The following is a 26223-nucleotide window of genomic DNA, read 5'->3' on the forward strand; positions in this document are numbered from 1 at the left end:
AAATCCCCCGAAAAAATTTAAAATATAATAAAAAAATATTAAGCTTTCCTATTTTGATATCCTCATTTATAAAAGTACCTAACCAATAGCATGATATATATTACAATACGTATATTAAAACGCAAAAACAACATAAATAGTTTGGAAAAAATGTTGCATTTGCAATAAATTAATTTATACTAATTATAGAATATTAAAACATTTAAAGAAAATAATTGAATTTATTTTTAGGCGGAGAACCTATTAATATTATTAAATAAGTGGCATTGAAAATAATGATATTTGGAGGTAATGGATTATGGAGTTATTGAAAACAGAGTATTTACAAAAAATCTATGGCACAGGTGAGGCATCTGTTAAAGCATTAAAATCCACAGACTTAGTTATTGAAAAAGGTGAATTTACTGCAATAGTAGGGCCAAGTGGTTCAGGAAAAAGTACACTTCTACATTTATTAGCTGGTCTTGATAAGCCATCGTCAGGACATGTGTATATTAATGGAGCCGATATTTATTCTATGAGTGAAAAGGAATTATCTAGATTTAGAAGAAGAAACATAGGATTTATATTTCAATTTTTTAATTTAATTCCCATATTATCCGTTGAAGAAAATATTAAACTTCCAATTTTAATGGATGGAAAAAAAGTGGACAACGATTATATAAATGAACTTATGGAAATTTTAGATATAAAAAATAGAAAAAATCACTTGCCAGGAGAAATATCAGGAGGGCAGCAGCAAAGGGTATCTATAGCAAGAGCACTATCTACTAAACCCTCAATTATATTTGCGGACGAGCCTACTGGGAACTTAGATAGTAAAAATAGTAAGGAGGTTTTGGAGCTCCTTACCATGTCTATAAAAAAATATAATCAAACTCTTGTTATGATTACCCATGACCCTAATGTTGCGGCCTGTGCAGATAGGGTTATAACTATATCCGATGGAGAAATTATCGAGGACACGAGGATGAGGCAGTGAAGAGTTTTTGGGGTCTTATACCAAGGAGTTTGATAAAAAATAAAAAGAGAACCTTATTTATATCCATAAGCATATTACTTTCGGCCATGTTAATTACAAGTCTAAGTTTAACATTATCAAATTATAAGGAGCAAAAAATAGAAAACGGTAAAAAACAAAGTGGAGGTCATTATTATGCTTCTTGCACGGAAGCAGGAAATTTTGAAAGTATAAAAACACTAAAAAGTGAACCCTTAATAGATAAGTTTGGAACTACTATACTAATGGGTTATGCTAAAACTTTTGACACTGATAATAAAATTGAATTAAATGGTTATGACAAGATAGATAGAGAACTTTTGGATTTTAGGTTGGAACAAGGAAGATTTCCAGAGAAAGATTCAGAAGTCGCACTAGAAAAATGGGTGCTTAATAAATTTAAAGATAAACTTAAAATAGGTGACAAGGTAAATCTTAACTATATATTCAATTATATAAAGTTTAAAGGTGATAAGGAGTTACCGGGGGTTAAAATTGGAGAAAAACAATTTATTTTAACTGGTATATTGGAAAACAGATTGGATTCAATGAGAGACAAAAAAGCTAAAGGGTATTTGACTATAGATAGTGTGAAAAATACACTTACACAGGATGAATATAGATATATACATCATTTCACACTTAAGCCATCTGCTGATATAAAAGAAACATTGACAAGCATGGGTAAAATACAAGGAGTTTCTATTAGTGAGAACTATAGCTACATAAGTACTTTAAATTCTGCGCAAAAAGCAAATATGATTTTTTTTTCCTTAGGTATCATAATAATAATTTCGGCTATATCTGTAATTTATAATATATATAGTATTTCAGTAGTAGAAAGAATACACGAATTTGGAATTTTAAGAGCCATTGGTGCAGATACAAAGCAAATTAAAAAATTAATGTTTGGAGAGGGCATCATATTAGGCTGTATATTTATACCACTTGGGATTTTATTAAGCCTCATTTCTATGAATCAAATAAATAAATTATTTAACTTTAGTACTAATTTGAAAAGTAGTTCAGGAGTACCTTTTAGTGGAATTCTGATATCGTTTATAGTATGTTTTATAGCTATATTTATATCTATATATTTTCCAACAAAAAAAGCAGCAAAAGTATCTCCAATGGAAGCAATAAATAATACCTCTATTCAAGGAGAACAATTAGAAAATCCAATGGGTAAGAAAAAAATTAGAGTGTTTGGTAAATTCACAACAGGCATGGCATATACAAACTTAACAAGGAATAAAAAAAGATTTTTAGCAACAGTTATATCCTTAAGTATAAGTATAGTACTTTTTATTACAGTGACAAGCTTTTGTGTATGGGTTGATCCCGTAAAAAACGTAGATGCAGATATAAATTCTGATTATATTTTAACTGCCAGCGATAGTGAAAAAAATGCAGGTTACGATAGGAATGTTGTATGTGAAATATTAGATATACAAGGTATAACCTCTGTTAATAAAAGTTTATATTTTAGAGCATCATTGGACATTCTTGGAGATAAAATTACAGAAGCATACAAAGAAAAATTGAATAAAGTATCTTTACAGAATAATAGGGATGATTCCAATACAAAAAGTAATATTTATAATGTTCCAATAGAATTATATGGATGTAATGATGAAGAATTGAAAAAAATGAGCAAATATTTAGATGATGGAAAGCTAGATATAGAAGATATGAAGAATACTAGTAAAGTAGTTTTAGTTCAAAACTTTTCAAATAACAAAAGTACAAATTTAATAATAAGCGATGAACTTAATATAAAGAGTGCTATGAAAGAGAATGGTACGTGGAACCAATATAATAAAAAAGTTTCAATAGGTGCAGTATTAAACAAGCTACCCTTTCCAACAATGGATCGTGGAATTAATATTGTGGTTATTATTCATGAGGATGTTTTAAAGAATTGGTTAAAAGAAGATAAGTATAAAGTATTAAGAATAAATACAAAAAAGGATTTAGATGAGAATTATGTAAAAAAACGGCTTAATGAGTATGCAAAAGATCAAAAAGAAGGAAAGCTAATATCCTATAAGGATCAACTAGAATTTTATAAGGATGCTCAGAGAAGCATATCTGTAATACTATATAGCTTTGTAATTATCATAGCTATTATAGGAATAATAAATATAATAAATACAATAAGCATGAATATTATACTGCGCAGACAAGAGTTTGGAATGATTCGAGCTATAGGCATGGGAAAAGATGAAATAAGCAGTATGATTTTAAAAGAGGGCTTACTATATGGCGTCTTTAGTTCTATACTGGGAAGTATAATGGGATTCGTTCTCCATGTCATTTTGTATAATGCAATAAAATATGATATGGCTGTACAATGGTTTTTTCCTTGGAAAAGTATTTTAGAGGTATTTTTAGCTTCTATGTTTATGTGTGTACTGGCATCTATTGGACCGCTTAAAAGATTACTTTCCACTAGTATAATTGATTCAATCAGAAATGTAGATTAAGAATTGTATTATTAATTATAATTCGAAGATTCAAAAACATTGTGCAGAATGGTAATTAAGAAGAGGTAAAAATAACTGTAAATTTTCCCCTGGGGATAGTAGCAAAATAATTTTTGTTGACAGTATCCCCTTTAAGATTGATGTAACACTTATAAAATAGTAAATAGCCACATAATGGATATTAATTCCATCATGTGGCTATTTTTACACTTATGTGTCAGCTGTACACAATAAACTGAAACTCCCACACATAAATGAATGGGGTTCTTGAATACTAAATAACTTCTTTTATACTCTCATTTATAATAAAAACTATAAATTACAACATATAAAAACTAATTATTTTCTTCAAGAATTTCACTATCAAGCATCACAATTGACACATTAACGATAGTATATGGCTCGTTTCAAAACCTAAGTATATTATATCGTACTAAAATAACCATGTCTAATGGTATATTTTAGTAGTGCTATCCATCCCACACCTAAAGAGAGTGGGCTTTCCGCACAAATTCTTTGTAAACTGCTCTTTATCTGGACATTATTTTAATAACGTCACTCATCCAATTTCCATCTTCCCTTGAGACTTCAATTTTCTCCATATTTTAATATTTGAAGCTTTTTTAAGTTGCCCTCTTTAAACCACTTTAAACCACACTGTATTCAATTTAAAAATTAATATGTGTTTCTCTATGCAATTCATTACAAACACTCTTAAAATAGCTTGTACACCTGTTAAAATATCATTTCTATATTAGCTTTACTCCCAACCTAGTAATTTTTTCTCCAAGTCATCAAAGTTGTACTCTCTTTGCTCATAGTCATTAAAGGTACTTACCTTTCTTTTGTTTGTAGTTGTCCAATTCTCTTTTAATGCTGTTATCATAGCCCCTACTAAATTATTTACTTTGCCAAGTTGACTTATAATATTATATTTTTCTTTTATTTTTTCAATATCTAAATTGGCAGCATCAAGTATTCTATGAACTTCTAAATCTGTAAGCTCCTGATTTACTACTTGCCTAACTAAATCCATATTTCTGTCATTAAAAAAAACGGGAACAAGTGAGGTTTCTGAAATTTCGCTTTGAGCCTTGTCTTTTTTTCTAATTGAAAATTGAATACTTACAATTTTTCTAACTTCTTTTATCTCATTGTAATCAATAACCAAATCAGTGTTTACATTTATTTCTTTTACCGCTACATTAATTACTTTTTGCTTTAAATTAGCATACTTTGGATACTGATCTTTGTTAATATTTAACGAATCTCTAAGTCCATCTACAGTTAATATTCTATGGCCTATACCCTCGTATTGTTTAAAAAGTTCATATAACCTAAAAGAATATGTGCTCTTAAATTGCATTATATTTCTTAACTGATATTTCGTATAGCAATCCAGGCCTAAATAAAATGGTTTTAAATCTTTATTTATTTTAAGCTTTAATATGCCGTTTACATATTTAGCCGTATCTACCCAATGATATTTTATAAATTCAGAAGTATTTACATTTCTTATTTTAATAATTCTTTGCATAAGTAAATCTGTGATATTATCAATATCCCTATAGAATCTGCTATCACTTGTGTTTAATACCTTAATTAATTCCTTAGTCTTAAACTCATATTCTTTAATATCATCATCATCTTTATGTATCATACTTGCAAGTAACCTTATTAATTTTTGTTCTACCACAGTTAAAGTGTAAGATGATTCAACAAGTCTATTACTTTGGTATACCCAATTGCTATTTACATTTTGTAGTTCATTTGCCATTTTAGCACCCCCACATAAGAATATAACTCTTTTTTTAAAAGTTATCAATAACTTTTAAAAAAAAGAGTTATACTTCACTATCATTTGGTTATCCTTCACTATCTTTAGGTTATCCTTCACTATCATTTGGTTATAGTTAAATGCCATTTCACTATCATTTGGTTACCTTTCACTATCATTTGGTTATAGTTGGGGTGCTTAACCCTAGTTATATCAAGGCCTAGACACCTGCGTAAAAGTATTTAAAACTGTTGTTATTAAATATATATAAAACAACAACAAAATAAGGTTGATGTTTTTTAGATTTTTAATCACTAATTTTAACAAATTAATCGGATTAATTTTCTGTATTTATAAAATACACTATCTTTTTGTTATAGTTCATATTAACAAATGAACCAAGTCACTATCAAAAGGTTATACTTACATAATTTCTATAGAAACACAGGGTTTGACTACATTTTAGGAGTAAAGTCTCCCATTTCTATAAGTGTGGGGATAAAAATTGAGAATTATTATCTCCACAAAGGAATACAAGAGGGACCTATACTAGAAGAAAGAAAAGCTTCACTAGGCAGTCTAAATATCCTTCTGAAGTCGTTAATATTGAAAATTCGAAGAATATGGACATTGGCGTAAGTGACGATTTAACTGCATTTCAGAAGGGTTCTAACATCATAAATTTAAATATAACCTTTTGATAGTATAATCACCATATTCATAATTTATAAAAATAAGTACATCCACAAAGATCCCCCCAGAAGATTACCTACTATTCTTCTAATTTTAAATTATTTATACAATACTCCACCATAACATTTACTAATTCATTTCTGCTATACCCGGATTTCTTACAAGCTTTATCAAGTTCTTTTAACTTATCAGATTCCATATATACATTAAATACTTTCTTGCCTTTTTTATCATCGATCTTCTTTTTTAATACAAACATACTATCTGCACTATCGATAGCAATACTAGTATCTTCTACTACTGGTTTATTATCATTCGTAATATTAATATTTGATTTTAAATTATTTTTAAAATTATTAGACATTCTAAACACTCCTTATATATAAGTATTTAATATTAATATATGTATTAATATATATATTAATATTATATGTTAATACTATATGTTAATACTATGCGCTAATATTATATAATAATATTATAACTTAGTATTTAACATAAATATATTATTTAATACGCTTTAATATTTCATAATATAAATCAGTATAAGCTTTAGCGTGCTTATCACTGTATTCTTGAATAGTTTTATTCATTGCTGTAGCTTCTTTATACTTAACACTATCAAGTATTATTGTATTGAATAAATCGCCCTTTAAAACTTCCTCAGTTACCTCCGTAAATTGTCTAGTAAATACGGTTCTTTTCTCAAATCTATTTCTAAGTATTCCTATCAATTTCAAACTATTTATCAATCTATTTTCTTCGAGTTCATTTACAATTTTATTTACCATGTTAAGTCCTTGTAATGCACTTGGACTATTATCAATTATCTCCATATAGTAATCACTCATACATAAACTATTTTGCACCATAATACCTAAAAATGGAGAATTGTCTATAATAACAAAATCATAATCATGTGTGAAAATACTATACTTAAATTTCAAAATATGTTCCGGGCATTTCTTATTATAAAGTTGTCTTTCCAATACACTACTTTCTATAGTGTTAGGAATAACATGAATATATTCATTATATTTTACTATGCAATCGCTAAAGCCTACCTTATAGTTAGAGTACAAATCATACATATTAAATTTATTTTTAATATTTAGAATCTGAGATAAACTGCTTTGACTATCATTATCTATAAGCAGTACTTTATGTTTTTGATATGCTATCGCTCCAGCTAAGTTTATTGCTGTGGCTGTTTTACCTACACCACCTTTAACATTAATTAATGAAATTACCGCCATATCATCACCCCTTTAATTTGTACTTATAACTAATATTTACATGTAAATGAAATATATGTAATTATCACACTATTATATCACACTATAATAGTGTGATAATACTTAATACTATTATTTAATACCATTTACTAATACTAATTCATGATATTAATACTTAATACTAATATATTCGTTTTTTAAACTTAATTTAAGGTAATGATGGTATAATAAGGAAAACTAAGGGAACTCAACGAAGTTCCCTTAAAAAATGTTATATTATCAACATCAGTCTTTAACGACATTTCAGAAGGAAAGTCTCCAACTTCTATAAGTGGGAGTTACAAGCTATAACAAATAGAAAACTTCAGTGGGGGGATAACAATTGAGAATTGTTATCTGCGCCAGAGGTGTACAAGGGGGTAAATCTCCTTCTGAAGTCGTTAATATTGCAGCTTCGAAGGAGATGAACAGCCGCGCAGATGATGATTTAACATAGCCTAAAATAATAAAAATATGACTTTAGTCATAAAGAAATAGTGACTTTTAGTACTAAAAGTAGAATCACTATTTTTTTATAATATAAATATAGAGAAAGGAGATGTATAAAGAAGTGTATATAAAAATGAAAATAGTAAAATTTCAAGGTTTAGTAAAAAAAATCGGTGATTTAGCTGCTGTCGATAAAATAAATCTTAATCATAAGGATAAGGTTAGAAAGTTTATATAAATTTTAAGGGCGGTAGCTTCATTAATAATTTAAGAAAAAAGGAACGATCCTAAATAGAGTGTTGTTAAGAAACAGTAAATAGACTATCAGAGAACTATAAAGGAAAAATATGGTTTAAAACATGTAAATAGGGAGTGAAAATATGAAAAAAATTATTATACCCCTAATATGTATGCTATTAATTTTTAATGTGGCTGAAGAGGCTTATGCATGCACTAGCTTTGCTGTTTATGCCAATAATAAGTTTTATGGAATGAACTTTGATTGGAGTGATACAGATGTTAACATGTCAATAAAGAAAGTAAATGGTATAAAGATTTTCTATTTTAATGTACTAATGGGGGGGCAAAGTTCACAAATTTGTGCAATGAACAGTGAGGGATTATTTGTATCTATTCAGGCAATGTACCCAGAAGCAAATGTTGAAAATACTTCGGGTAAGAATGAAATAGTTACACCTGAGCTAATAGGAGTAGTGAAAGATAAGGGTAAAGTTAAAGAGGTTAAGGAGTATTTAAATAATGTAAGGTTAACTAACTGGCATTTTAGTTTGCACGATTTTATTGCAGATAAATATGGGGATTCAATAATAGTCGAGCCAGGAAATAAAAAAAATGAAATTATTCCTACCAATAATAAATTTAATGTTATGACAAACTTTCAAAATGCTATGTTTGTTGGAAAAACATATAAGGAAGCATATGGCACAGGAGATGACAGATATAGAAGTGCCTATGAATATCTTTTAGAGAATAAGGATAAATTTAATTTGGAAAATGGGTTTCAGATTCTAGAGAAAACTATGCAAACATCAGGAGAATATAAAACTCAAGCTTCAATGTTATTTGACCCAGAAAAGAGAGAAATATATATCATATTGAAAAGGGACTTTAATAAGGTATGGAAAGTATCCTTAGATGGCGAAACAATAGAAACTTATAAAGGATTTGATAAACACATAAAATATAAGTTGAATGAAAATGGAATGGCGGGATTGAATTTAAAAAATCCAACACAACCTGTAAACAGTACCGTTAGAAATTCAAAAAATACTTCAAATCATCATTCTAACCTTTGGCAGTATGCTATTATAATAACTTTAGCCATAGGGGTTATGTTTGTATTCTTCCGGTGCCTTAACAGAAGAAAAAAGGCTTAACAGAGCGCTATGATAATGTTACTGAATTTGAATTTAATATAGTTAATTCGCTTTATTCATATCCCCTACCTCATAAATAAATGTATGAGGTATAGATTTGAGGTAAGTTCATTCTAAAAAAAGACACCTAGGTGTCTTTTTTTAGAATGATTTTATAAATGTTTATTTAACTTTTTCTTCATATAATTTCTTAATTGCCTCATCCACTATTTCATTAAAGGTTATGTTGATGTTATCATACATAGGTTTTAGTGTTTGAAGTTTTCTTACTGTTGATGGTCTTAGCGAGAAGCTTCTCTTTATGGATAACGTATCTTCTTCATTATTTTCAGAAGAATTTATATTCTTAACTTCTAAAGAACTTTCATTCTTAACTTCTAAAGAATTAATATTCCTAAGCCCACTTAAAATTCCTTTGCTTCCACTGTTGCTTTTTTTACTCATAATTTAAAATCTCCTTACTTAAGCTCATATAATCATCGAAAGCATTACATTTATTATTAAAATAAATTACTGGTTCCTGAGCATCTTGACTGTACTCTATTTTACTATCAACTCTAATTATGCTGTCGAATACCTTAGCTCCAAACACTTCTATAAGACTTTCTTTGATGTTTTTAGCAATGGTTTTTCTACTAGTAAACATAGTTATTAGTACTCCCATAATTTCAATATTCTCGTTTAAATTGTCCTTTACTAAATTAAAAGTATTCATTAAGTGCTTAATACCTTTAACGGAAAAATATGAAGTGTTGACTGGTATAATAAGTTTATCACTGGCCACAAGACTATTTACACTAAGTAGTCCTAAACTTGGTGGGGAATCAATTAAAATATAGTCATAATCATTTTTTATTTTATCAATAATCTTCTTTAAAATAGTTTCACGGCTCATAGCACTAGCAAGTTCTATTTCTGCATTTGACAGTTGTATATCTGAAGGTAAACATTCTAAATTTTCGTAAGTAGTTTTTTTAATAACTTCTTTTATGTTTTCATAGGTGATTTTTTTAGAAATTAAAAGATCATAGATAGTTACCTCTAATTCTTCATCATCAATTCCAACTCCATTAGTGGTATTTGCTTGTGCATCCATGTCAACTACTAGAACTTTCATGCCTTGCGAGGCTAGTGCGGCACCTAAGTTTATAGTTGTAGTAGATTTACCACAGCCACCCTTTTGATTAAATATACTTATTATCATAAAATATCTCCTTAAGGAATCAGATTTGTAGTTACAAATATATATTATATTCTTAAATTCTTAAATTGTAAACTTCTTAAATTTAAAAATTCTTAACTTCTTAGGAATTTATATTCTTTATTAAACTATCTCGTTCATGTCCAAACATTATGACGTTTTGCTTCGGGTGCTATTTTAAATATGTTCAGAGAGCTTTGTAAACTTAGTAAAACTTTACTGACTGCTCATTCCTAATTCGAAACTCCCACGCCTAAAAGCTTGGGTTTCTTAGGTACTAAATAACGCCTTCAATACTATCACTATAAGACTTATATCCACGATTAAAAGACGTAGGCTTTCCGTAGGTTAATCTAATCTTTTGGATAAAATCGTACATTTATTTCTTTAATTCTAATTTGGACAATAATGGTATAATAAATAAATGTTTTATGTAATAATGGTAGATTATAATCTAATAAAAATGAATAAGCCATTTTGGAAAAAACATTTATAATTATTCTTTGCATTGTGTTGATTTAAATTTATACTTATAATTTTATTGTGAGTTAAATTAGATTAGTTAGACAAGACAAAGTAAAGATTATTTATGTTTTGTAAAGGATAAATATAATGAATATATCAATTAGATTTGAAGAAGAAAATGATTTTAGAAATGTAGAATATATGACAAGGGAAGCATTCTGGGATGTATACAAACCAGGATGTATTGAACATCTTCTTGTACATAAAATAAGAAAAGTCCCTGCATTTATAAAAGAATTGAATTTTGTTGCATGTGATAAAGATAAAATTGTCGGCAATGTAATCTATTCAAAATCAAAAATAGTTAATGAGGAGAATAAGGAATTTGAAGTTTTGTGCATGGGGCCACTTGGGGTATTGCCATCTTATCAAAGACAAGGCATTGGTTCTTTGTTAATGAAGCATTCTATTGAAAAAGCAAAACAGTTAGGCTATAAAGCTATAATTATTTTTGGAAAACCAAATTATTATCATCGCTTTGGTTTTTCAAACGCCAAAGAATATGGTATACAAACATCTTGGGGTGATAATTTCGAGGAATTTATGGCATTAGAACTATATGGTGGCAGTCTTAATGGTATTTCAGGAAAATATTATGAAGATTCAGTTTTTGAAATAGAAAAGGAGGAATTGGATATTTTTGAAAAAGAATTTCCTTATAAAGAGAAGCATGTTACGAATACTCAATTAAAATAGATATTAAGAAGATTATTTTTATAACAAAAGTGGTGAAATTAATGCATTAATATGATTTTCATAAATAATTTATGAGAACAGAAAAGGAGAAAAAATATGATTAAACAGTTAGAAAATTTTGAAATGGAAGAAGTTATGGACATATGGTTAAAGACTAATATTACTGCTCACAGTTTCATACCAGAAAAATATTGGATTGATAATTATACCATTGTTAAAAATGAATACATGCCCAATTCTACAACTTTTATTTACAAAGAAGATAATATAATTAAGGCATTTATAAGCATTATGAACAATTCATTTATTGGTGCATTATTTGTTTTACAAGATTATCAAGGTCAAGGTATAGGCCGAAGACTATTGGAATACTGTAAAGTTTTATATTCAAGTTTGGAATTGGGAGTTTATATAGAAAACATAAGTGCAGTTAAGGTTTATAAGCATTGTGGTTTTGTGGTTAAAACAGAGCAACTCAATGAAGATTCTGGACTTTTGGAATATACAATGTTTTGGACAAAACAAGAATAATCTTAAGTCACATCTTTAATGACATTTCAGAAGGAAAGACCCCCACATCTATAAGTGGGGGTCACATACTATAACAAAAATAAAACTTCAGTGGGAATCTAAATCTCCTTCTGAAGTCGTTAATTACAGCTCCGTAGGAGATGATTTAATGACATTTTAGAAGGAAGGTCTCTAACTTATACAAGTGGTGAGGATAATAATTGAGACTTGTTATCTGTCCTAGAGGAATACAAGGGGGCAAGATGTGCAGGTGGATGATGAGAATGTAGCTAGATTTGTGTAAACAAATCTAGCTACATTCTCAAATTTTAGTGAAGCCTTTGGTCTGCATTTTTTCTGCATTAAGAAATAATGCCATTCCTGTTTTCATTTTTCTAAAGTTCAACTTTTCATAAAAGTTTTCTTTGTCTGGTGAAGCATATAATATAAAATTACATTGAGGAATGCATTTTAAAATGCTATTAACAATTGTTGCACCTACCTTTTTACCTTGATATTCAGGTAGAACTGCTATATCATAAATTGCGGCTTGGTAAGTCCCGTCTGAAATTGCACGACCAAAACCAATTAACTTATTATCGTCAAAAGCAAATACAACAGTATGACTATTTTCAAAGGCCTTCTTATGCACCTCTCCTTCAAAATAAGCCATTTCAACTTTTTTCAATATTTCAGATACATTATCCCAATTAATATTTAAACAATTGCATTGAATTTTCAGATTCATCGCTTCTCCTCCTTTAAGTATTAATATAAATTTAATGCCATAAAGTAAGTATAAATGATTACGTTACGTAGGGTGCAAGTGAAATTTGTAAAAATTCATAACTTCCTATAATTCTACAGTTGCACCGCAAAGTAAGAAAAATATTTCTTAAGTAAAACTAAAGATTATATTCATTTTTTGATATGTGCATTTCTAAATTTTCTAAATACTTCACCAGAGACCAAAACAAACACTATTAACATGGTAGTGCCAGCAAAATAGTGCCTAGATTTATATTCATTATCCCCACTACAAGTGAAAGAATAGCAGATATAATAATTGATATTTTACCTTCATCTTCTTTTTTCATAATAAATTTTACTACATTTTTAAAATACTTCATAATATATTAACATCCATAAAATTTTAGATATTTTTCAATATTTGATTGTATATATTCAACACTATGATTACCGGGGGATACATGATTTTGAGAATTTACGCCTTTTTGTTTCAGTATTTTATGTAAAATTGAACAACCTTCATAAAATTTACCTTCATCCCTATCTCCAGCATCAAGATAGACATCAATATCAGAAGAAATATTATTGTTTCTTGAAATATATATTGGATCATATTTTTCCCATACACCCATATTTTTATAATATGGTTTATCTTCTTCTTCAAGCTCCAGTTCCAAAGCAGGCATATGTCCTCCTACTTTTGAAAACATATGCTGATGCCTTAGTGTATTGTGAAGAGCTGCATAACCACCAGATATCCCTCCTATATATCTTCCTTTTCTATCTTTTATAGTGTTGAAAGTTTTATCTGTTAAAGGTACTATCTCTTTCATAAAGTAATCTTCATACATTCCTAAATTTATGATTCTATTATTATCTCCAGGGTCAGGCACCTCGCTGCAGATTAAGGATGAATTCAACCCCCGGCTATATTCTTTATTAAATTACCTCGTGCATGGCCAATATATCATGACCTTCTTCTTCGGATGTTATTTAAAATAAGTTCAGAGGGTATTCTATAAGTGGTATTATTATTTTTGCTTTGGACAAATTTACTTACAAGGGTAGGTCTATTTTACCTCATTCTTAATTTTTACTTAAAAAGCCCCCCAAGTTAATTACATGCTGTTCATAAATTCCAAAGCCTATTTTACATTTTTCATTGAAAGCTTCTACATTATAACGAAGCTTTCTGCCTTCAATTGCAATCAATGTTGCTTTTACGGTAACCATCATGTTAAAAGGTGTTGAATTTATATGTTCAACATTAATTTTGGTTCCAACAACTCTATAATTTTCAGGCATTTTATCAATTACTATATGTGTAGCTGTATCTTCCATAAATCCAATCATACTAGGTGTAGATAGCACAGTGACACCTTTATTTCCAATAAAGTCTGCTGTATCTTCTGGTTTCACTATATATTCATTAACTAAGGTTTCTCCAACCTTAAAAAGAGCATTAAAGTCCATCCATAATCATCCTTCCTCTATATACTTTCTTTTGTGCTATTAAGTTTTTATATCAAAGCTTATGAATTATTATAACATCTCTTTAATGATTATAACAAAAATTATTAAACCTATACAATTTAAAGGAAACTACTTTTCAGTACATGACACAGATGCTGGCACTAAAGCATTTAACATAATATACAGAAAAAACTTAAAAATACATTTGCTTTATGATATAATAAGTCAATAAAAAAATGTAAAGGATGTAGTTATATGAAAATTATAGCTTTTGTTATATTTTATGCGATAATTGGTATTATAATTGCAAAATTAGCAGTATTAGTAAGTTCAAAAGTCAAATTTTCAGATATCTATAAATTTTTTCTAAAACTTTAAAAAAAACAGGAGATAAATAGGGGGTATAAAAATGGAAATTACAAAATTTTATGATGTTAAAATCACAATACTAAAAAAATTAAAAGTTGAGGATATTCATAAAGATTATGCGAAAAGTAACCTCCCTGTAGTTTGTGTAAAGGGACAAGAAGGGGATGAATACATATCAAAAAATTGTAAGATGCCAGAAAAATTCTGTAGTGGTGCTTGGGAAGGCTTAGAAAGTAAAGTTTCTTTTTTAGCGTCAGGTAGCAACAGTCCTTATGTAAAACAAAATGGAATATCAATAAATTCATGTAACGATGGACTTCATCCAGTTATTTTTAAATTGGAAAGAGTAGAAGCTTAGTTTAGAAAATATGATGTACTAAATGACCAGAATTTTTGGTCATTATATAGAAAGGAATTCTTCAGCTAATATTGAATATTGATAAGCATCATGCCACATTGGTTTTCCCAAAGAAGGCTGGTTTTCTAAAATGTCCTTCCCTTCTCATCAAAAGTCGTTCCAATAATCTCCATGAGGGAGTATTTTCAGGGTTACACTTACCAATAACTCGATTTAAGGTTAATAGCCTCGAGATTAAAGCTAATTTCAAAAAGATGTGGAAGATTGAATCTACATAGTATTGTAAACGCGGCATCGTTTTATATCTTGTTTCAGAAATTGAGCAAGTTTAGTGGCTATCACCATTTAAGTATATAATTATGGTGGTAGTTTTTATCGGCTCAACATCTGAATCCAAACCTATTCAAATTGCGTATTATTTTTGCCTTTTAACCACATAAAATATTTTATATGCCTTATCATCAATTGGTGATAAGTTAAAATCTTTATATCTATTCATTATTTCAAATCCAGATTTTAAAAGAAACTTATCCATTTCATCAACGGAATAAGCCTTTTGGATATGAGTTTCTGATTCATTGTTACCAAAATCAAAAATAGTTTTGCCTATTTTATGCTCCTTATCATAGTCTAATATCTGTTTAAATTTTATTTCATCAAATGACCTATCAATTATTCCAAAATGTCTTTCCTCATATAAAGTTGGGGTATTTATATCAAAAATAAAAACACCATTATCATCTAAATGTAATAAAATATTTCTGAGTGTTTTTTCCATCTTTACATCACATGTCAAATAATTAATTGAATCAAATGCACAAGTTATCATTTGAAACCTTTTATCAAAGGTAAAATCTGAAATATCAGCAACTTGAAAATCGATTCCCTTTGTATTTTTTCTTGCTACATTAATCATATCCTCCGAAATATCAATTCCACTAACTTCAAAGTTTCTACTATATAATTCTGAAGCAAGTATTCCTGTCCCACAGGCAACATCTAATATAGAATGGACATTTAAATTATAAGTCTCAATAACATTAGAAATCAAATCTGTATATTTAGAACTGGATTTCCCCCAATCTTTATCATAAAATTTTGATAATCTTTCATATGGTTTCATATTTAAGTTCCCCCTTTTTACTGAACAATATCCTACTAGGTTGACACAAAATAAGAATTTATATTCTTAACTTCTAAAGAACTTTAATTTTTAAATTCTTAAGAATTAATATTCTTAAGCCACTTAAAACTCCGTTGCTTCAACTTTTGTTATTTTTATTCATAATTTAAAATGGCATTACTATTTTGTGGCTGTTATGCCATGAAATATGGATAGTACATCTTATGGTTTATAATCTTCAACCATAAACATCACGAATTTTTCTTAATATAAATCCTTAACGTTTTAATTAACAAATAGATTATATATACTGGGCGCAATAAACATTTCTAACTCCATGTCTTCCAACCTTTTGTCCAAAATTAATAAGCTTAGCATTAATATCTAATAATATTTTTGAAAATTCTTCCCTGTCTTTATAATATATCTTTTCGTCTGTATATCCCGTATTACAATCTTGGGTTTCTTGTATTCTTTTGCTCACATAAGTTATTCCAATTGATAATGGTGGAGAGTTATTTAAGAAAATTGCGTACTACTGTCATATTATTAAATATAACGCATAACTTTAAATCATCATATCATTATAATTCCATAATCCTAGATGTCCCTTTACTTCTAGCGGTTTATTAATTAAGTGTATATTATCTAATATCCAAGCATATCTACCTGGTGTATAGTCACCAAATATTAATTCATTTCCCTCAACCTTCATTCCATTTTCAAGTATAGCATAATCTTCATATAACTCTTTCATTTGTACGCAAGCAATTAAATCACCAATTGCTATAATATTTCCAAAATTAAAATTATATTGTATTTTGTTATTTCCATTTATAAGTATATATTTGTCCTCCAAAACTTTCATAAACTCGTGCTTTAAACAACTTTCTTTTCCTTCTTTATTAATATTCTTTGAAGCATGAATCGCAATTTTACCTCTATAATTTGTTTTCCACGATCTAGTTTCTATTTTTTTCTCTTGAATAGCAATTAATGTTGCAAATGGTTCAATTATTGATAAACATTTCATTTTTTCCTCCTAAAATATATTTAGAATGCAGACAAACCAAAGAAGTAAAAGCATTTTAGAACTACGATATTTCCGAAAATGGAGTCGGGAATACTTTCCTATAGATAATATGTCTCAATAATTTACAAGTGTGGGATAAAATATTTACTTAATTATACCATTATTACCATAAATTTTGTATAGAAGGTTAAAGGTTCTGAATGTGAATTAATTACTATTGTGTTATATTCAGAAATTTAACGACATTTCAGAAGGAAGTCTCCCACTTCTATAAGTGGGGGTCACACACTACAATAAAAAGAAAACTTCAGTGGGGGGATAACAATTGAGAATTGTTATCTGCTCCAGAGGTCTACAAGGGGGTAAATCTCCGTCAGAAGTCGTTAAGTTATCTTCTTCGAAGCTATTACAGCGACCCAGGAGATGATTTAAGTATATATTAATAAAGTAACCCCCATATCTAATGATATGAGGGTTACTTGCGACGAAATATAAGAATATTCCGAAGTAATTAATAAAATTAAGCGGTTCCATTTTGACAAATTAAAAATTATTATACGTCTCTTCTCCAGTTCTTCTAATAGTGATTTATTTTTGAAGTGTTATTATCTAAAGTTAAATTTATTAATCAACAAATTTAAATAATTCTTCAACTGTCGTATTGAATACCTTGGCTATATCCATAGCTAATTTTAAGGATGGATTATATCTCCCATTTTCTAAATGTACTATAGTTTCTCGTCTAACCTTCACTAATTTCGCAAGTTCAAATTGCTTCATTAATGCTTTCTCTCTATATTCTTTAATGTTTGTATTTAGAATTGACACTTATTCACAAATCCCCTTTCTATCATAATATATAAAGGATAATAATCTTATTATAGTAAATATAAATAGGATTAACAGTAACCAGATTCCTATTGCAACCTTTGAAATAACAAAATCCTTATAAATTGGGGATATAAGTAGGACGCCGAATATAGCAATTGAAATCACTAAGAAATTCATACCAATCTTATTTACTTTAGATAATATACTAATTACTAATTCATCAGTTATACCACTTAATCTTTTTCCATTCAAGATAATTATGGCCCACATTATAAACCAAATAACATTTGTAATAGTTATGAAATTGTCAGAATTCATTAGATTTAGTTTACTCAGTAATACAGTAATTAATAGATATAATACTGTTACTAATTCCATAGCAAGCTTTAATTTAATATTCATTTTTGTATTCATAAAAGAAACCTCCCTAAAGTTATATATTTATAACTTGTATGTTATAAATATATAACTTTAGGGAGATTTTGTCAATATAATAGTTTAACATTCCCTCTCAGAAATTTTGCACTTACCAACACTAAATTTGTATTCACATAAGACTTCCGCTTAGTTCAGATTTGATTACAAGTTCGACACAAATACTTAAGTAAACACAGGCGTTACCGCCCATGCTCCTCTACAAAACCGTACGTGCCCTATTAAGGCATACGGCTTTTCACATCATATTTTAGTAACCTCCATGAGGGAGTATTTTCAGGGTTACACTTACCAATAACTCGATGAGCTCCTAATTGTTCAAAACTCTTTTACACTCCTCTGTGGCATAGCCATTTCCATAATATTCAGGATTAAGCACATAACCGATTTCCCATGTTAAGAATTCTTTAGGCTCCTGCTGTTGAAAATAAACATTGCCAATTAACTTATTGTTTTCTTTCGCTCTCATAGTCTTCTTCTCTTATAATTTTAGTGGACTAATTACATCCTTAATAACTACTAACACCATCAATGCCATTAAAAACACAAATCCAATATAATTTACAGTTCCAACTTTATTTTCATCTAATTTTTTACCTGATATTATTTCAAATAACAGCATAAAAATCCATCCTCCATCCAAAGCTGGGAAAGGTATTATGTTGAGTATCCCTAACTGTACACTTATAAATGCAGTAAGGAACATTAAGTTTGTAAATCCAGCTTGTGCTGCCTTTTCTGAAATTCGTATTATGCTTATTGGTCCTCCCACCTCATTTGAAGAAACTTGCCCTTTAAATAGACTTCCGAAAAATGTAAAAATTTGTTTTGCTGAGTTAATAGTTTGATTAAATCCATAACTTACAGTTTCGCCGAAGTTCATTTTCTTTTGTAAACCAGCGATTCCTATCATGAATTTATTTTCTTTTACATTTTTAAGAGGGGTAAGAGAGATTTCTTTCACTTTTGAATCTCTAAGTATTTCAATATCCATACTTTTACCTTTATTATTAGAAAATTCAGTCAAGGCTTGCTCCCATTTATCTATATTAACTTTATTAACCTTAGTAATTTTGTCTCCGACTTTTAGTCCAGCATGCAGGGCTGGACTATTAGGGACTACTCCCCCTATTATTGGTAATATGTATCCTTCTGCAGCACCTACAATAGCAAATAAAACCACTGCTAACATTAAATTCATAATTGCACCAGCAGAAACTATGCTTAGTTTTTGCCATGGAGTTTTATTGTTGAAAGCCCTGGGATCATCACTTACTGAGTCTTCCCCTTCCATCTTAACATAGCCACCAATTGGAAATGCTTTAATCAAATACTCTGTCTCTTTTCCTTTAATTCCAAAAATTTTCGGACCCATTCCTAGTGAAAATTCATATACTTTTACTCCATTTAGCTTACACATGGTAAAATGACCTAATTCATGTATTATAATCAAAAGACTAAATGCTAATAGAGCCATAATAATATATGGTATATTTACTATAATACTTGTGAATATACTACTCATAACAATTCCCCTCCCTATTTCTTATGATAATTATTTTTTACATATTTAATTTGTTTAAGTAAATTTATGGAATATGTTCTAAAGTCTATGGTTTTATTAATCTTTATATTTTTAGATTCATTTATAAGTTTAAACTATATAAGAAATATGAGACCTAATTATATATAAAAATCCTGTTCATAACATTTATCTTAGCGGAGGATATTTTATTTTTAATATTATCTTCACTTATTCCTTGAAGTGATATATACTTTTCAAAAAAATTTTCTGTTAAACATTTTTAAATAGGATAAAAATAAAAATAATCCTTAGTACACACTATTTTGCAATTATTTACTAAATTGTAGTCTGTATATACACTAATAATAACATAAATTTCAAGTATAAGGGATTAAATTATTTAAAAATTGGTTTTATGCCCTTATAAGTAGCAATTCTGTATCTACAAAGTTAGTTGCGCTATGAACTATAATATTTTTGCTTTTTATTATGTCTTTATCATCTTTGAAACATTGTAACCACTTGAACCAATGGAGATAATTTGCCAAAAATTTAGTTGATACTCCATTAAATTTATTCATCCATTTTTTAAACTGGCTGTGCAAACTATTTACATGATTGATATGATAAATACAATTTCAAGAATGATATTGTTATTTCTATCTATGGCTGTAGCTACACATATCTTCTCATTGCTTATACCACGTTTTTTTATTCCTTCACCTATTTTACGATAACTTCTTGGCATTAAAAACCATTTTTTTTATGATTTCCTTTGAGCTATTATGATAGAAAGATTTGCATCTCACTCGGATACAAAATTAAAGGACTTTAAAATCATGGAAGCAATATATACATAGTTATGTTAAATTTTTTGAATAATTATATGGATATGATATATAATTGAATAAGGACAAAATGGTTGTGAATATGACCAAGTAATAGCATATATTTAGGACTTCTCTTAAGAATTGTAATAATATCGATATATTTCTTAAACATAAGCGACTTAGACTTTTTTCAATAATGATTTTGGAATTTTAGGTTTTTCTAAAGCATATCCAATACAAAATTGGGAAGATGTATGCGCAATTTAACTAGTTGTCAATAGAATTGTATTGAATGACATAAAAACGGTATTGAATTACATATATACCTATTAATATAGATAATAATACAATTATTCTGCTCAGGCTGCATTCGCTTTTGGCCTGTTAATCCAGTGGATGAATTGTCCTAATATATTATGATATTAATGGGAGGGATACATATGAGTGAAAAAGACCTTTGGGCATAACATTAATTGAATATTCTTATATTGTTGGACAATTGTAGAAAGATACGACGTAAGAATTGTTTATATTCTGCGAATTAAATCTATTATTTTTAGGAGGTAAGCTATGATAGAAGAAGAAAAAATATTTGCAGGTAGGCTGTTTGATGCACGTACGAAAGACCTTCGAGATATTAAGCATAAGGCGCATATTCTATGTCAGAAATTCAATTTGCTTAATGAGTATGATGAAAGCCGTCTGCCAATCATCAAAGAATTTGTGGGAAAAATCGGAGAAAAATACTATTTTCAAGGCCCTATACAATTTAATTATGGGTGCCATACATTCATAGGTGAGAACTTCTTTGCGAACTTTAATACCACGATTTTAGATGATGGTAAAATTTACATTGGTGATAATGTCATGTTTGGGCCTAACGTTTCCATCATGGCAACCTCACATCCACTCATTTCGGAAGAGAGAATTGCCATGAAATATGAGGATGGCCATGTGTCTATGTCCGAATACGCAAAGGAAATACATATTGGAAATAATGTTTGGATTGCTTGCAATGTTGTGGTTTGTGGCGGTGTTCATATTGGAAATAACGCAGTTATCGGCGCCGGTAGTATTGTTACAAAAGATATACCGGATAACTATCTTGCATGCGGTAATCCCTGCAAACCAATAAGATTAATCACAGAAAAAGACTCAAAGTTAGACTTACTGTAATTATTTATAACATAATTGTTTGCTTACTACTGAAACGGCATCACACTTTGCCGAACGATAGCTATGAATATTAAAAAAAATTTAGACGCAAAAAAGCCCGACTGAAAAAACTCCAGGCGGGCATAGAGGAAAATGATTTTTATATATGTAGAGGAAGAATTACGGACACAATACTCCCGTGGAAAGCAAGAACTTTTTTTGATCGGTCACAAAGCGTCATATTTTGTCGATGTTGTTTTTGCATAGCGGCATCCTCCTTATGCCGCCGTTCAGCTATGCTCTATGTAATTTTAGCATAAGAAATCCTCTGCCAAAACTGCGGTTTTTTTTATTACCGCTTGGAAATTGGTTTTCAAATATTAATGTTAGGTTGAATTTTCAGTCTATATTATTCCTTAACATAGGAATCAGTAATTTTCTTACAAAGCTGTACAAAACAATCTAGCTCTTTTTCGGAAAGAGTATTTTCAATTAAATCCATAATTTCATTTCTGAACTTTTCTGATCTTGCAAGAAAATCCTTGCCATCCGAAGTAATTAGAATATCATAGGCTCTGCGGTCTGATACCCGCCGCTTTTGAATAATGTATTTTTTCTCTAACAATCTTTTGGTCAGTTTAGACATTCCAGCCTGAGTAATCCCCCTGATTTCTGCCAGCTCCTTTGTAGTCTTAGAGCCTTGCTTATCTAAAATATCCAATACATTATATTGTGCTGTTGTCACTCCCTCGATATTAAAGCGATTGATATTGTTGATAATCATACACTGAAAAGGGATATAGCAATTTTCTAATTCTTTTTTAGCCATGAGAATTCTCCCTATTTAATATATTTTTTTAGGTATTGTCCTGTAATGGAAGAGGTACAATTTATTAAATCCTTCGGTGTTCCCTCAAACATGATATTGCCACCATTTTGCCCAGCAAGAGGGCCTAAGTCTATAATCCAATCCGCTTGACTGATCACATCTAAATTATGTTCTATTACAATTACAGTGCTGCCTTGTTCAACCAAGCGATTCAAAACTTTAAGCAACTGTGATATGTCGGACATATGAAGTCCTGTTGTAGGCTCGTCCAGCACATAAATATTTCCTCTGTTTTCCAACTCTGATGCAAGTTTTACTCTTTGCAATTCACCGCCGGACAAAGTATTTAATGGTTGTCCAAGCGTAATATAAGTGATTCCTACATCTGCTAATCTTTTCAAGGTAGATACTATTTCTTTTTCATAGAAGAAATCTAAGGCTTCGTCAACGGTCATATTTAAAACGTCACTGATACTTTTACCGCGCAATTGATAGCTTAATACTTCGTCTGTAAATCGCCTTCCTTGGCAGACCTCGCACACAGTAACGACTGTGTCCATAAACGCCAAGTCTGTATGGGTTACGCCCAAGCCCTTACAGTTGGGGCAAGCTCCTTGTGAATTAAAGCTGAACAAAGCAGGCTTGACATGATTTGCTTTTGAAAATAGTTCTCTAATATCATCAAAAATTCCTGTAAAAGTAGCAATATTAGATCTCTTTGAGGTTTGTATTGGCTTCTGGTCAATAAAAATTGTATCAGGATAAACTTTAGGTAAAACCTGATTGATTAACGTACTTTTACCTGAACCAGCGACACCCGTCACGACTGTCATAACACCTTTCGGAATATCTACACTAATATTTTTAAGATTGTGCAACTGAGCTTTTTCTAAAGACAAATGTCCAGTGGAAGTTCTAATATTCTCTTTTAACCGGGGTTGGCTACACAAAGTTTTGCCTGTCAGCGTATCTGAATGTACAAGACCATCTAATGAACCCTGATAAGTTATTTTACCGCCGCTGATACCGGCTTTCGGCCCCATGTCAATGACATAATCTGCAATTTTAATAACATCCGGATCATGCTCAACAATCAAGACGGTATTTCCTTTGTCTCGTAAAAGTTTTAAAAGCGTATTGATTTTATTTACATCATGTGGGTGTAAACCAATGCTTGGTTCATCAAAGATGTACGTAAGACCAGTTAAGCTGCTGCCTAATTGCCGAACCATTTTTATCCGCTGCGATTCACCCCCGGAAAGCGTGGATGTTTCTCTGTTTAGGCTTAAATAACCGAGACCGATTGAGACTAAATGTTCCAGTCGATTAGTTATAGCCATGACCATAGTTGCAGCTTTAGGGTCTTTAATGGTGCGGATGAAATCCACCAAATCTGTAATTTGCATTGTAACACAGTCCGCAATATTTTTATTGTTTATTTTACATTGCAAAACAGATTGTGATAATCTAGCGCCCCCACAGTCAGGGCACGTTTCTTTACTAACGATCTTAGCTATATCTTTTTTGTATTTGGTAGCTTCGCCATCTTCCTTTTTGAGAAAACTTCGCTCAATTCTAGGAATCAGTCCTTCATAAAGAGACGTCTTAGGCCATTCGGGATCGGAAGTGATTACTTTAATATCTGACTTATATAAAAGTAACTCTAATTCTTCCTCTGTAAAGTCTTTTATTTTTTTCTCATTATCGAAAAAGCCTGAGTGAATATATCGTTTTAACCTCCATCCTCCCGGCTCAAAGGTTGGAAATAAAATTGCACCCTCATTTAATGACTTATTTCTATTTAACAGGCGGTCAATATTTATCATATCGATTTTTCCAAGCCCCTCACACTTAGGGCACATTCCTTGTGGATTATTAAATGAAAAAACATCAGAATAACCCACAAAGGGTTTTCCTATACGAGAAAACAATAATCTCAGTAAAGAATATATATCGGTAATTGTCCCAACCGTTGACCTCGCATTTCCGCCAATACGCTTTTGATTAATGATAATTGCTACAGATAAATTTTCAATGGCATCTACATTGGGCTGCCCATAATGTGGTAAACGATGGCGAATAAAACTTGAATATGTCTCATTTAGCTGCCGTTGTGATTCTGCCGCTATTGTATCAAATACCAAAGATGATTTCCCCGAGCCAGAAACACCAGTAAAGACAGTTATCCTTTTCTTGGGAATTTTTACATCTATATTTTTAAGATTTTTTTCTCTTGCTCCAACCACGTGTATGAATTCTTCTATATTTTCTTTCTCCATAAAATCACCTTTCAAGCATTTAAATAGATTACATTACCGTGTAAATATATAACTGGGTTAATTATATTTTACTACTTTTATTTTTAGATTGCAATAGTTGCTTAAAATTAATAATAGAAGAGTAACGTAACAATCAGAATTCACTCAAGAAAGCATTATGACTTGAATAAAAATACAGAATCATCGGTTAATCCATTCGATTTAAATGATGAAAAGAGTGATCCTCAGGCTGCATTTGCTTTTGGGCCTGTTAATCCAGTGGATGAATTGTCCTATACTGGAGTACCCCTTCAGCAAGAATATTTCTAGGACAATGTAGGTGGTGTGTGGTTATTCTGAAGAATGGATTGATAACAAAGAAGATATAGAGAACCTTCAGAAAAAATTTAAATAGAATAAATTCTTTAACCATTTTCATATATTATGATATTAATGGGAGGGATACATATGAGTGAAAAAAGACCTTTAGGCATAACATTAATTGAATATTCTTATATTGTTGGACAATTGTAGAAAGATACGATGTAAGGATTGTTTATATTCTGCGAATTAAATCTATTATTTCTAGGAGGTAAACTATGATAGAAGAAGAAAAAATATTTGCAGGTAGGCTGTTTGATGCATGTACGAAAGAACTTCGAGATATTAAGCATAAAGCACATATTCTCTGTCAGAAATTCAATTTGCTTAATGAGTATGATGAAAGCCGTCTGCCAATCATCAAAGAATTTGTGGGAAAAATCGGAGAAAAATACTATTTCCAAGGCCCTATACAATTTAATTATGGGTGCCATACGTTCATAGGTGAGAACTTCTTTGCGAACTTTAATACCACGATTTTAGATGATGGTAAAATTTACATTGGTGATAATGTCATGTTTGGGCCTAACGTTTCCATCATGGCAACCTCACATCCACTCATTTCGGAAGAGAGAATTGCCATGAAATATGAGGATGGCCATGTGTCTATGTCCGAATACGCAAAGGAAATACATATTGGAAATAATGTTTGGATTGCTTGCAATGTTGTGGTTTGTGGCGGTGTTCATATTGGAAATAACGCAGTTATCGGCGCCGGTAGTATTGTTACAAAAGATATACCGGATAACTATCTTGCATGCGGTAATCCCTGCAAACCAATAAGATTAATCACAGAAAAAGACTCAAAGTTAGACTTACTGTAATTATTTATAACATAATTGTTTGCTACCAAAAGAGATAGTG

28 protein-coding genes and 2 pseudogenes are annotated in these 26223 nt (G+C 29.9%); 10 read left to right on the forward strand and 20 right to left on the reverse strand.

Features of this window, described 5'->3' with window-relative positions; translation table 11 throughout:
• Positions 1-298 precede the first annotated feature (298 nt).
• Both G9F70_RS25485 and G9F70_RS25490 read left to right on the forward strand, forming a co-directional pair.
• Complete coding sequence (locus G9F70_RS25485) at positions 299-982, forward strand: ABC transporter ATP-binding protein (protein WP_164947691.1); 684 nt, start codon at positions 299-301, stop codon at positions 980-982.
• Positions 979-3486 carry an ABC transporter permease gene (locus tag G9F70_RS25490; protein ID WP_164947692.1) on the forward strand — a complete coding sequence of 836 codons (2508 nt, stop codon included), beginning with the start codon at positions 979-981 and terminating at the stop codon, positions 3484-3486. The genes G9F70_RS25485 and G9F70_RS25490 overlap by 4 nt, the downstream gene beginning before the upstream one ends.
• Positions 3487-4246: 760 nt before the next feature.
• Here G9F70_RS25490 and G9F70_RS25495 read toward each other — a convergent pair.
• The 3 genes from G9F70_RS25495 to G9F70_RS25505 form a co-directional block, all read right to left on the reverse strand.
• Positions 4247-5263, reverse strand: a complete 1017-nt coding sequence (locus G9F70_RS25495) for a replication initiation protein (RefSeq protein ID WP_164947693.1) — start codon at positions 5261-5263, stop codon at positions 4247-4249.
• A gap of 772 nt (positions 5264-6035) precedes the next feature.
• Positions 6036-6320 carry a hypothetical protein gene (locus tag G9F70_RS25500; RefSeq protein WP_164947694.1) on the reverse strand — a complete coding sequence of 95 codons (285 nt, stop codon included), beginning with the start codon at positions 6318-6320 and terminating at the stop codon, positions 6036-6038.
• A 142-nt stretch (positions 6321-6462) separates the two neighbouring features.
• On the reverse strand, positions 6463-7212 hold the full coding sequence (locus G9F70_RS25505; protein WP_164947695.1) for a ParA family protein: 750 nt from the start codon (positions 7210-7212) through the stop codon (positions 6463-6465).
• A gap of 848 nt (positions 7213-8060) precedes the next feature.
• Here G9F70_RS25505 and G9F70_RS25510 point away from each other — a divergent pair.
• Positions 8061-9077, forward strand: a complete 1017-nt coding sequence (locus tag G9F70_RS25510; RefSeq protein ID WP_164947696.1) for a linear amide C-N hydrolase — start codon at positions 8061-8063, stop codon at positions 9075-9077.
• A gap of 162 nt (positions 9078-9239) precedes the next feature.
• Here G9F70_RS25510 and G9F70_RS25515 read toward each other — a convergent pair whose 3' ends face one another.
• Positions 9240-9521 (reverse strand): hypothetical protein, encoded by a 282-nt coding sequence (locus tag G9F70_RS25515; protein ID WP_164947697.1) that lies wholly within the window; start codon positions 9519-9521, stop codon positions 9240-9242.
• Positions 9514-10281: a ParA family protein gene (locus G9F70_RS25520; RefSeq protein WP_164947698.1), complete on the reverse strand. Its 768-nt coding sequence runs from the start codon at positions 10279-10281 to the stop codon at positions 9514-9516. The genes G9F70_RS25515 and G9F70_RS25520 overlap by 8 nt, the downstream gene beginning before the upstream one ends.
• 609 nt (positions 10282-10890) lie before the next feature.
• Between G9F70_RS25520 and G9F70_RS25525 the strand changes: the two genes are divergently transcribed.
• Together G9F70_RS25525 and G9F70_RS25530 are read left to right on the forward strand one after the other, a co-directional pair.
• Positions 10891-11499, forward strand: a complete 609-nt coding sequence (locus G9F70_RS25525) for a GNAT family N-acetyltransferase (protein WP_164947699.1) — start codon at positions 10891-10893, stop codon at positions 11497-11499.
• A 96-nt stretch (positions 11500-11595) separates the two neighbouring features.
• Positions 11596-12030 carry an N-acetyltransferase gene (locus tag G9F70_RS25530; RefSeq protein ID WP_164947700.1) on the forward strand — a complete coding sequence of 145 codons (435 nt, stop codon included), beginning with the start codon at positions 11596-11598 and terminating at the stop codon, positions 12028-12030.
• A gap of 301 nt (positions 12031-12331) precedes the next feature.
• On the opposite strand, the gene G9F70_RS25535 is transcribed toward G9F70_RS25530, so the two are convergent.
• From G9F70_RS25535 to G9F70_RS25550, 4 genes and pseudogenes are all read right to left on the reverse strand, one after another.
• Complete coding sequence (locus G9F70_RS25535; protein ID WP_164947701.1) at positions 12332-12757, reverse strand: GNAT family N-acetyltransferase; 426 nt, start codon at positions 12755-12757, stop codon at positions 12332-12334.
• A 235-nt stretch (positions 12758-12992) separates the two neighbouring features.
• Positions 12993-13139: a hypothetical protein gene (locus G9F70_RS25540; RefSeq protein WP_164947702.1), complete on the reverse strand. Its 147-nt coding sequence runs from the start codon at positions 13137-13139 to the stop codon at positions 12993-12995.
• A 6-nt stretch (positions 13140-13145) separates the two neighbouring features.
• Positions 13146-13694, reverse strand: a pseudogene (locus G9F70_RS25545) (alpha/beta hydrolase); the annotation flags it as partial.
• A gap of 151 nt (positions 13695-13845) precedes the next feature.
• Positions 13846-14232, reverse strand: coding sequence for a thioesterase family protein (locus G9F70_RS25550; RefSeq protein ID WP_164947703.1), 387 nt, complete (start codon positions 14230-14232; stop codon positions 13846-13848).
• Between the two features lie 255 nt (positions 14233-14487).
• Here G9F70_RS25550 and G9F70_RS27185 point away from each other — a divergent pair, with 255 nt between their 5' ends.
• Positions 14488-14610 carry a hypothetical protein gene (locus G9F70_RS27185; RefSeq protein ID WP_263577384.1) on the forward strand — a complete coding sequence of 41 codons (123 nt, stop codon included), beginning with the start codon at positions 14488-14490 and terminating at the stop codon, positions 14608-14610.
• Positions 14611-14641: 31 nt separating this feature from the next.
• Entirely contained in the window at positions 14642-14959 is a 318-nt protein-coding gene (locus G9F70_RS25555) for a TIGR04076 family protein (RefSeq protein WP_164947704.1), read from the forward strand.
• Positions 14960-15374: 415 nt separating this feature from the next.
• Here the strand turns inward: G9F70_RS25555 and G9F70_RS25560 are convergent, their stop codons facing one another.
• From G9F70_RS25560 to G9F70_RS27565, 9 genes and pseudogenes are all read right to left on the reverse strand, one after another.
• Complete coding sequence (locus G9F70_RS25560) at positions 15375-16082, reverse strand: class I SAM-dependent DNA methyltransferase (RefSeq protein WP_164947705.1); 708 nt, start codon at positions 16080-16082, stop codon at positions 15375-15377.
• A 301-nt stretch (positions 16083-16383) separates the two neighbouring features.
• Entirely contained in the window at positions 16384-16566 is a 183-nt protein-coding gene (locus G9F70_RS25565; RefSeq protein ID WP_164947706.1) for a hypothetical protein, read from the reverse strand.
• 84 nt (positions 16567-16650) lie between these two features.
• On the reverse strand, positions 16651-17115 hold the full coding sequence (locus G9F70_RS25570) for an ASCH domain-containing protein (protein WP_164947707.1): 465 nt from the start codon (positions 17113-17115) through the stop codon (positions 16651-16653).
• A gap of 624 nt (positions 17116-17739) precedes the next feature.
• Positions 17740-17943: a helix-turn-helix transcriptional regulator gene (locus tag G9F70_RS25575; protein ID WP_164947708.1), complete on the reverse strand. Its 204-nt coding sequence runs from the start codon at positions 17941-17943 to the stop codon at positions 17740-17742.
• Positions 17944-18360, reverse strand: a complete 417-nt coding sequence (locus tag G9F70_RS25580) for a hypothetical protein (protein WP_164947709.1) — start codon at positions 18358-18360, stop codon at positions 17944-17946.
• Positions 18361-18691: 331 nt separating this feature from the next.
• Positions 18692-18850 carry a GNAT family N-acetyltransferase gene (locus G9F70_RS25585; protein WP_224617936.1) on the reverse strand — a complete coding sequence of 53 codons (159 nt, stop codon included), beginning with the start codon at positions 18848-18850 and terminating at the stop codon, positions 18692-18694.
• 12 nt (positions 18851-18862) lie between these two features.
• Positions 18863-19906, reverse strand: a complete 1044-nt coding sequence (gene rseP / locus G9F70_RS25590; RefSeq protein WP_164947710.1) for an RIP metalloprotease RseP — start codon at positions 19904-19906, stop codon at positions 18863-18865.
• A gap of 413 nt (positions 19907-20319) precedes the next feature.
• A pseudogene (locus G9F70_RS25595) lies at positions 20320-20538 on the reverse strand (IS1595 family transposase); the annotation flags it as partial.
• The gene (locus tag G9F70_RS27565; protein ID WP_164947711.1) at positions 20517-20654 is read right to left on the reverse strand and encodes a hypothetical protein; all 138 of its coding nucleotides are present in this window, start codon (positions 20652-20654) and stop codon (positions 20517-20519) included. The gene G9F70_RS27565 and the pseudogene G9F70_RS25595, both read right to left, overlap by 22 nt.
• A 652-nt stretch (positions 20655-21306) precedes the next feature.
• On the opposite strand from G9F70_RS27565, the gene G9F70_RS25600 reads away from it, so the two are divergent.
• Positions 21307-21912: a sugar O-acetyltransferase gene (locus tag G9F70_RS25600; RefSeq protein WP_164951728.1), complete on the forward strand. Its 606-nt coding sequence runs from the start codon at positions 21307-21309 to the stop codon at positions 21910-21912.
• A 388-nt stretch (positions 21913-22300) separates the two neighbouring features.
• On the opposite strand, the gene G9F70_RS25605 is transcribed toward G9F70_RS25600, so the two are convergent.
• Together G9F70_RS25605 and G9F70_RS25610 are read right to left on the reverse strand one after the other, a co-directional pair.
• On the reverse strand, positions 22301-22720 hold the full coding sequence (locus G9F70_RS25605) for a MarR family winged helix-turn-helix transcriptional regulator (RefSeq protein ID WP_164948047.1): 420 nt from the start codon (positions 22718-22720) through the stop codon (positions 22301-22303).
• Between the two features lie 11 nt (positions 22721-22731).
• Positions 22732-24999, reverse strand: a complete 2268-nt coding sequence (locus G9F70_RS25610) for an ATP-binding cassette domain-containing protein (protein WP_164948046.1) — start codon at positions 24997-24999, stop codon at positions 22732-22734.
• Between the two features lie 162 nt (positions 25000-25161).
• Here G9F70_RS25610 and G9F70_RS25615 point away from each other — a divergent pair, with 162 nt between their 5' ends.
• Together G9F70_RS25615 and G9F70_RS25620 are read left to right on the forward strand one after the other, a co-directional pair.
• Positions 25162-25308 (forward strand): hypothetical protein, encoded by a 147-nt coding sequence (locus tag G9F70_RS25615; RefSeq protein ID WP_164948045.1) that lies wholly within the window; start codon positions 25162-25164, stop codon positions 25306-25308.
• A 269-nt stretch (positions 25309-25577) separates the two neighbouring features.
• A complete protein-coding gene (locus tag G9F70_RS25620; protein WP_224617937.1) occupies positions 25578-26183 on the forward strand; it encodes a sugar O-acetyltransferase in 606 nt (201 codons plus the stop codon).
• Positions 26184-26223: the final 40 nt, after the last annotated feature.

The sequence above is a fragment of the Clostridium sp. FP1 genome (genome assembly GCF_011065975.2).
Taxonomy (GTDB): domain Bacteria; phylum Bacillota; class Clostridia; order Clostridiales; family Clostridiaceae; genus Clostridium_AD; species Clostridium_AD tagluense.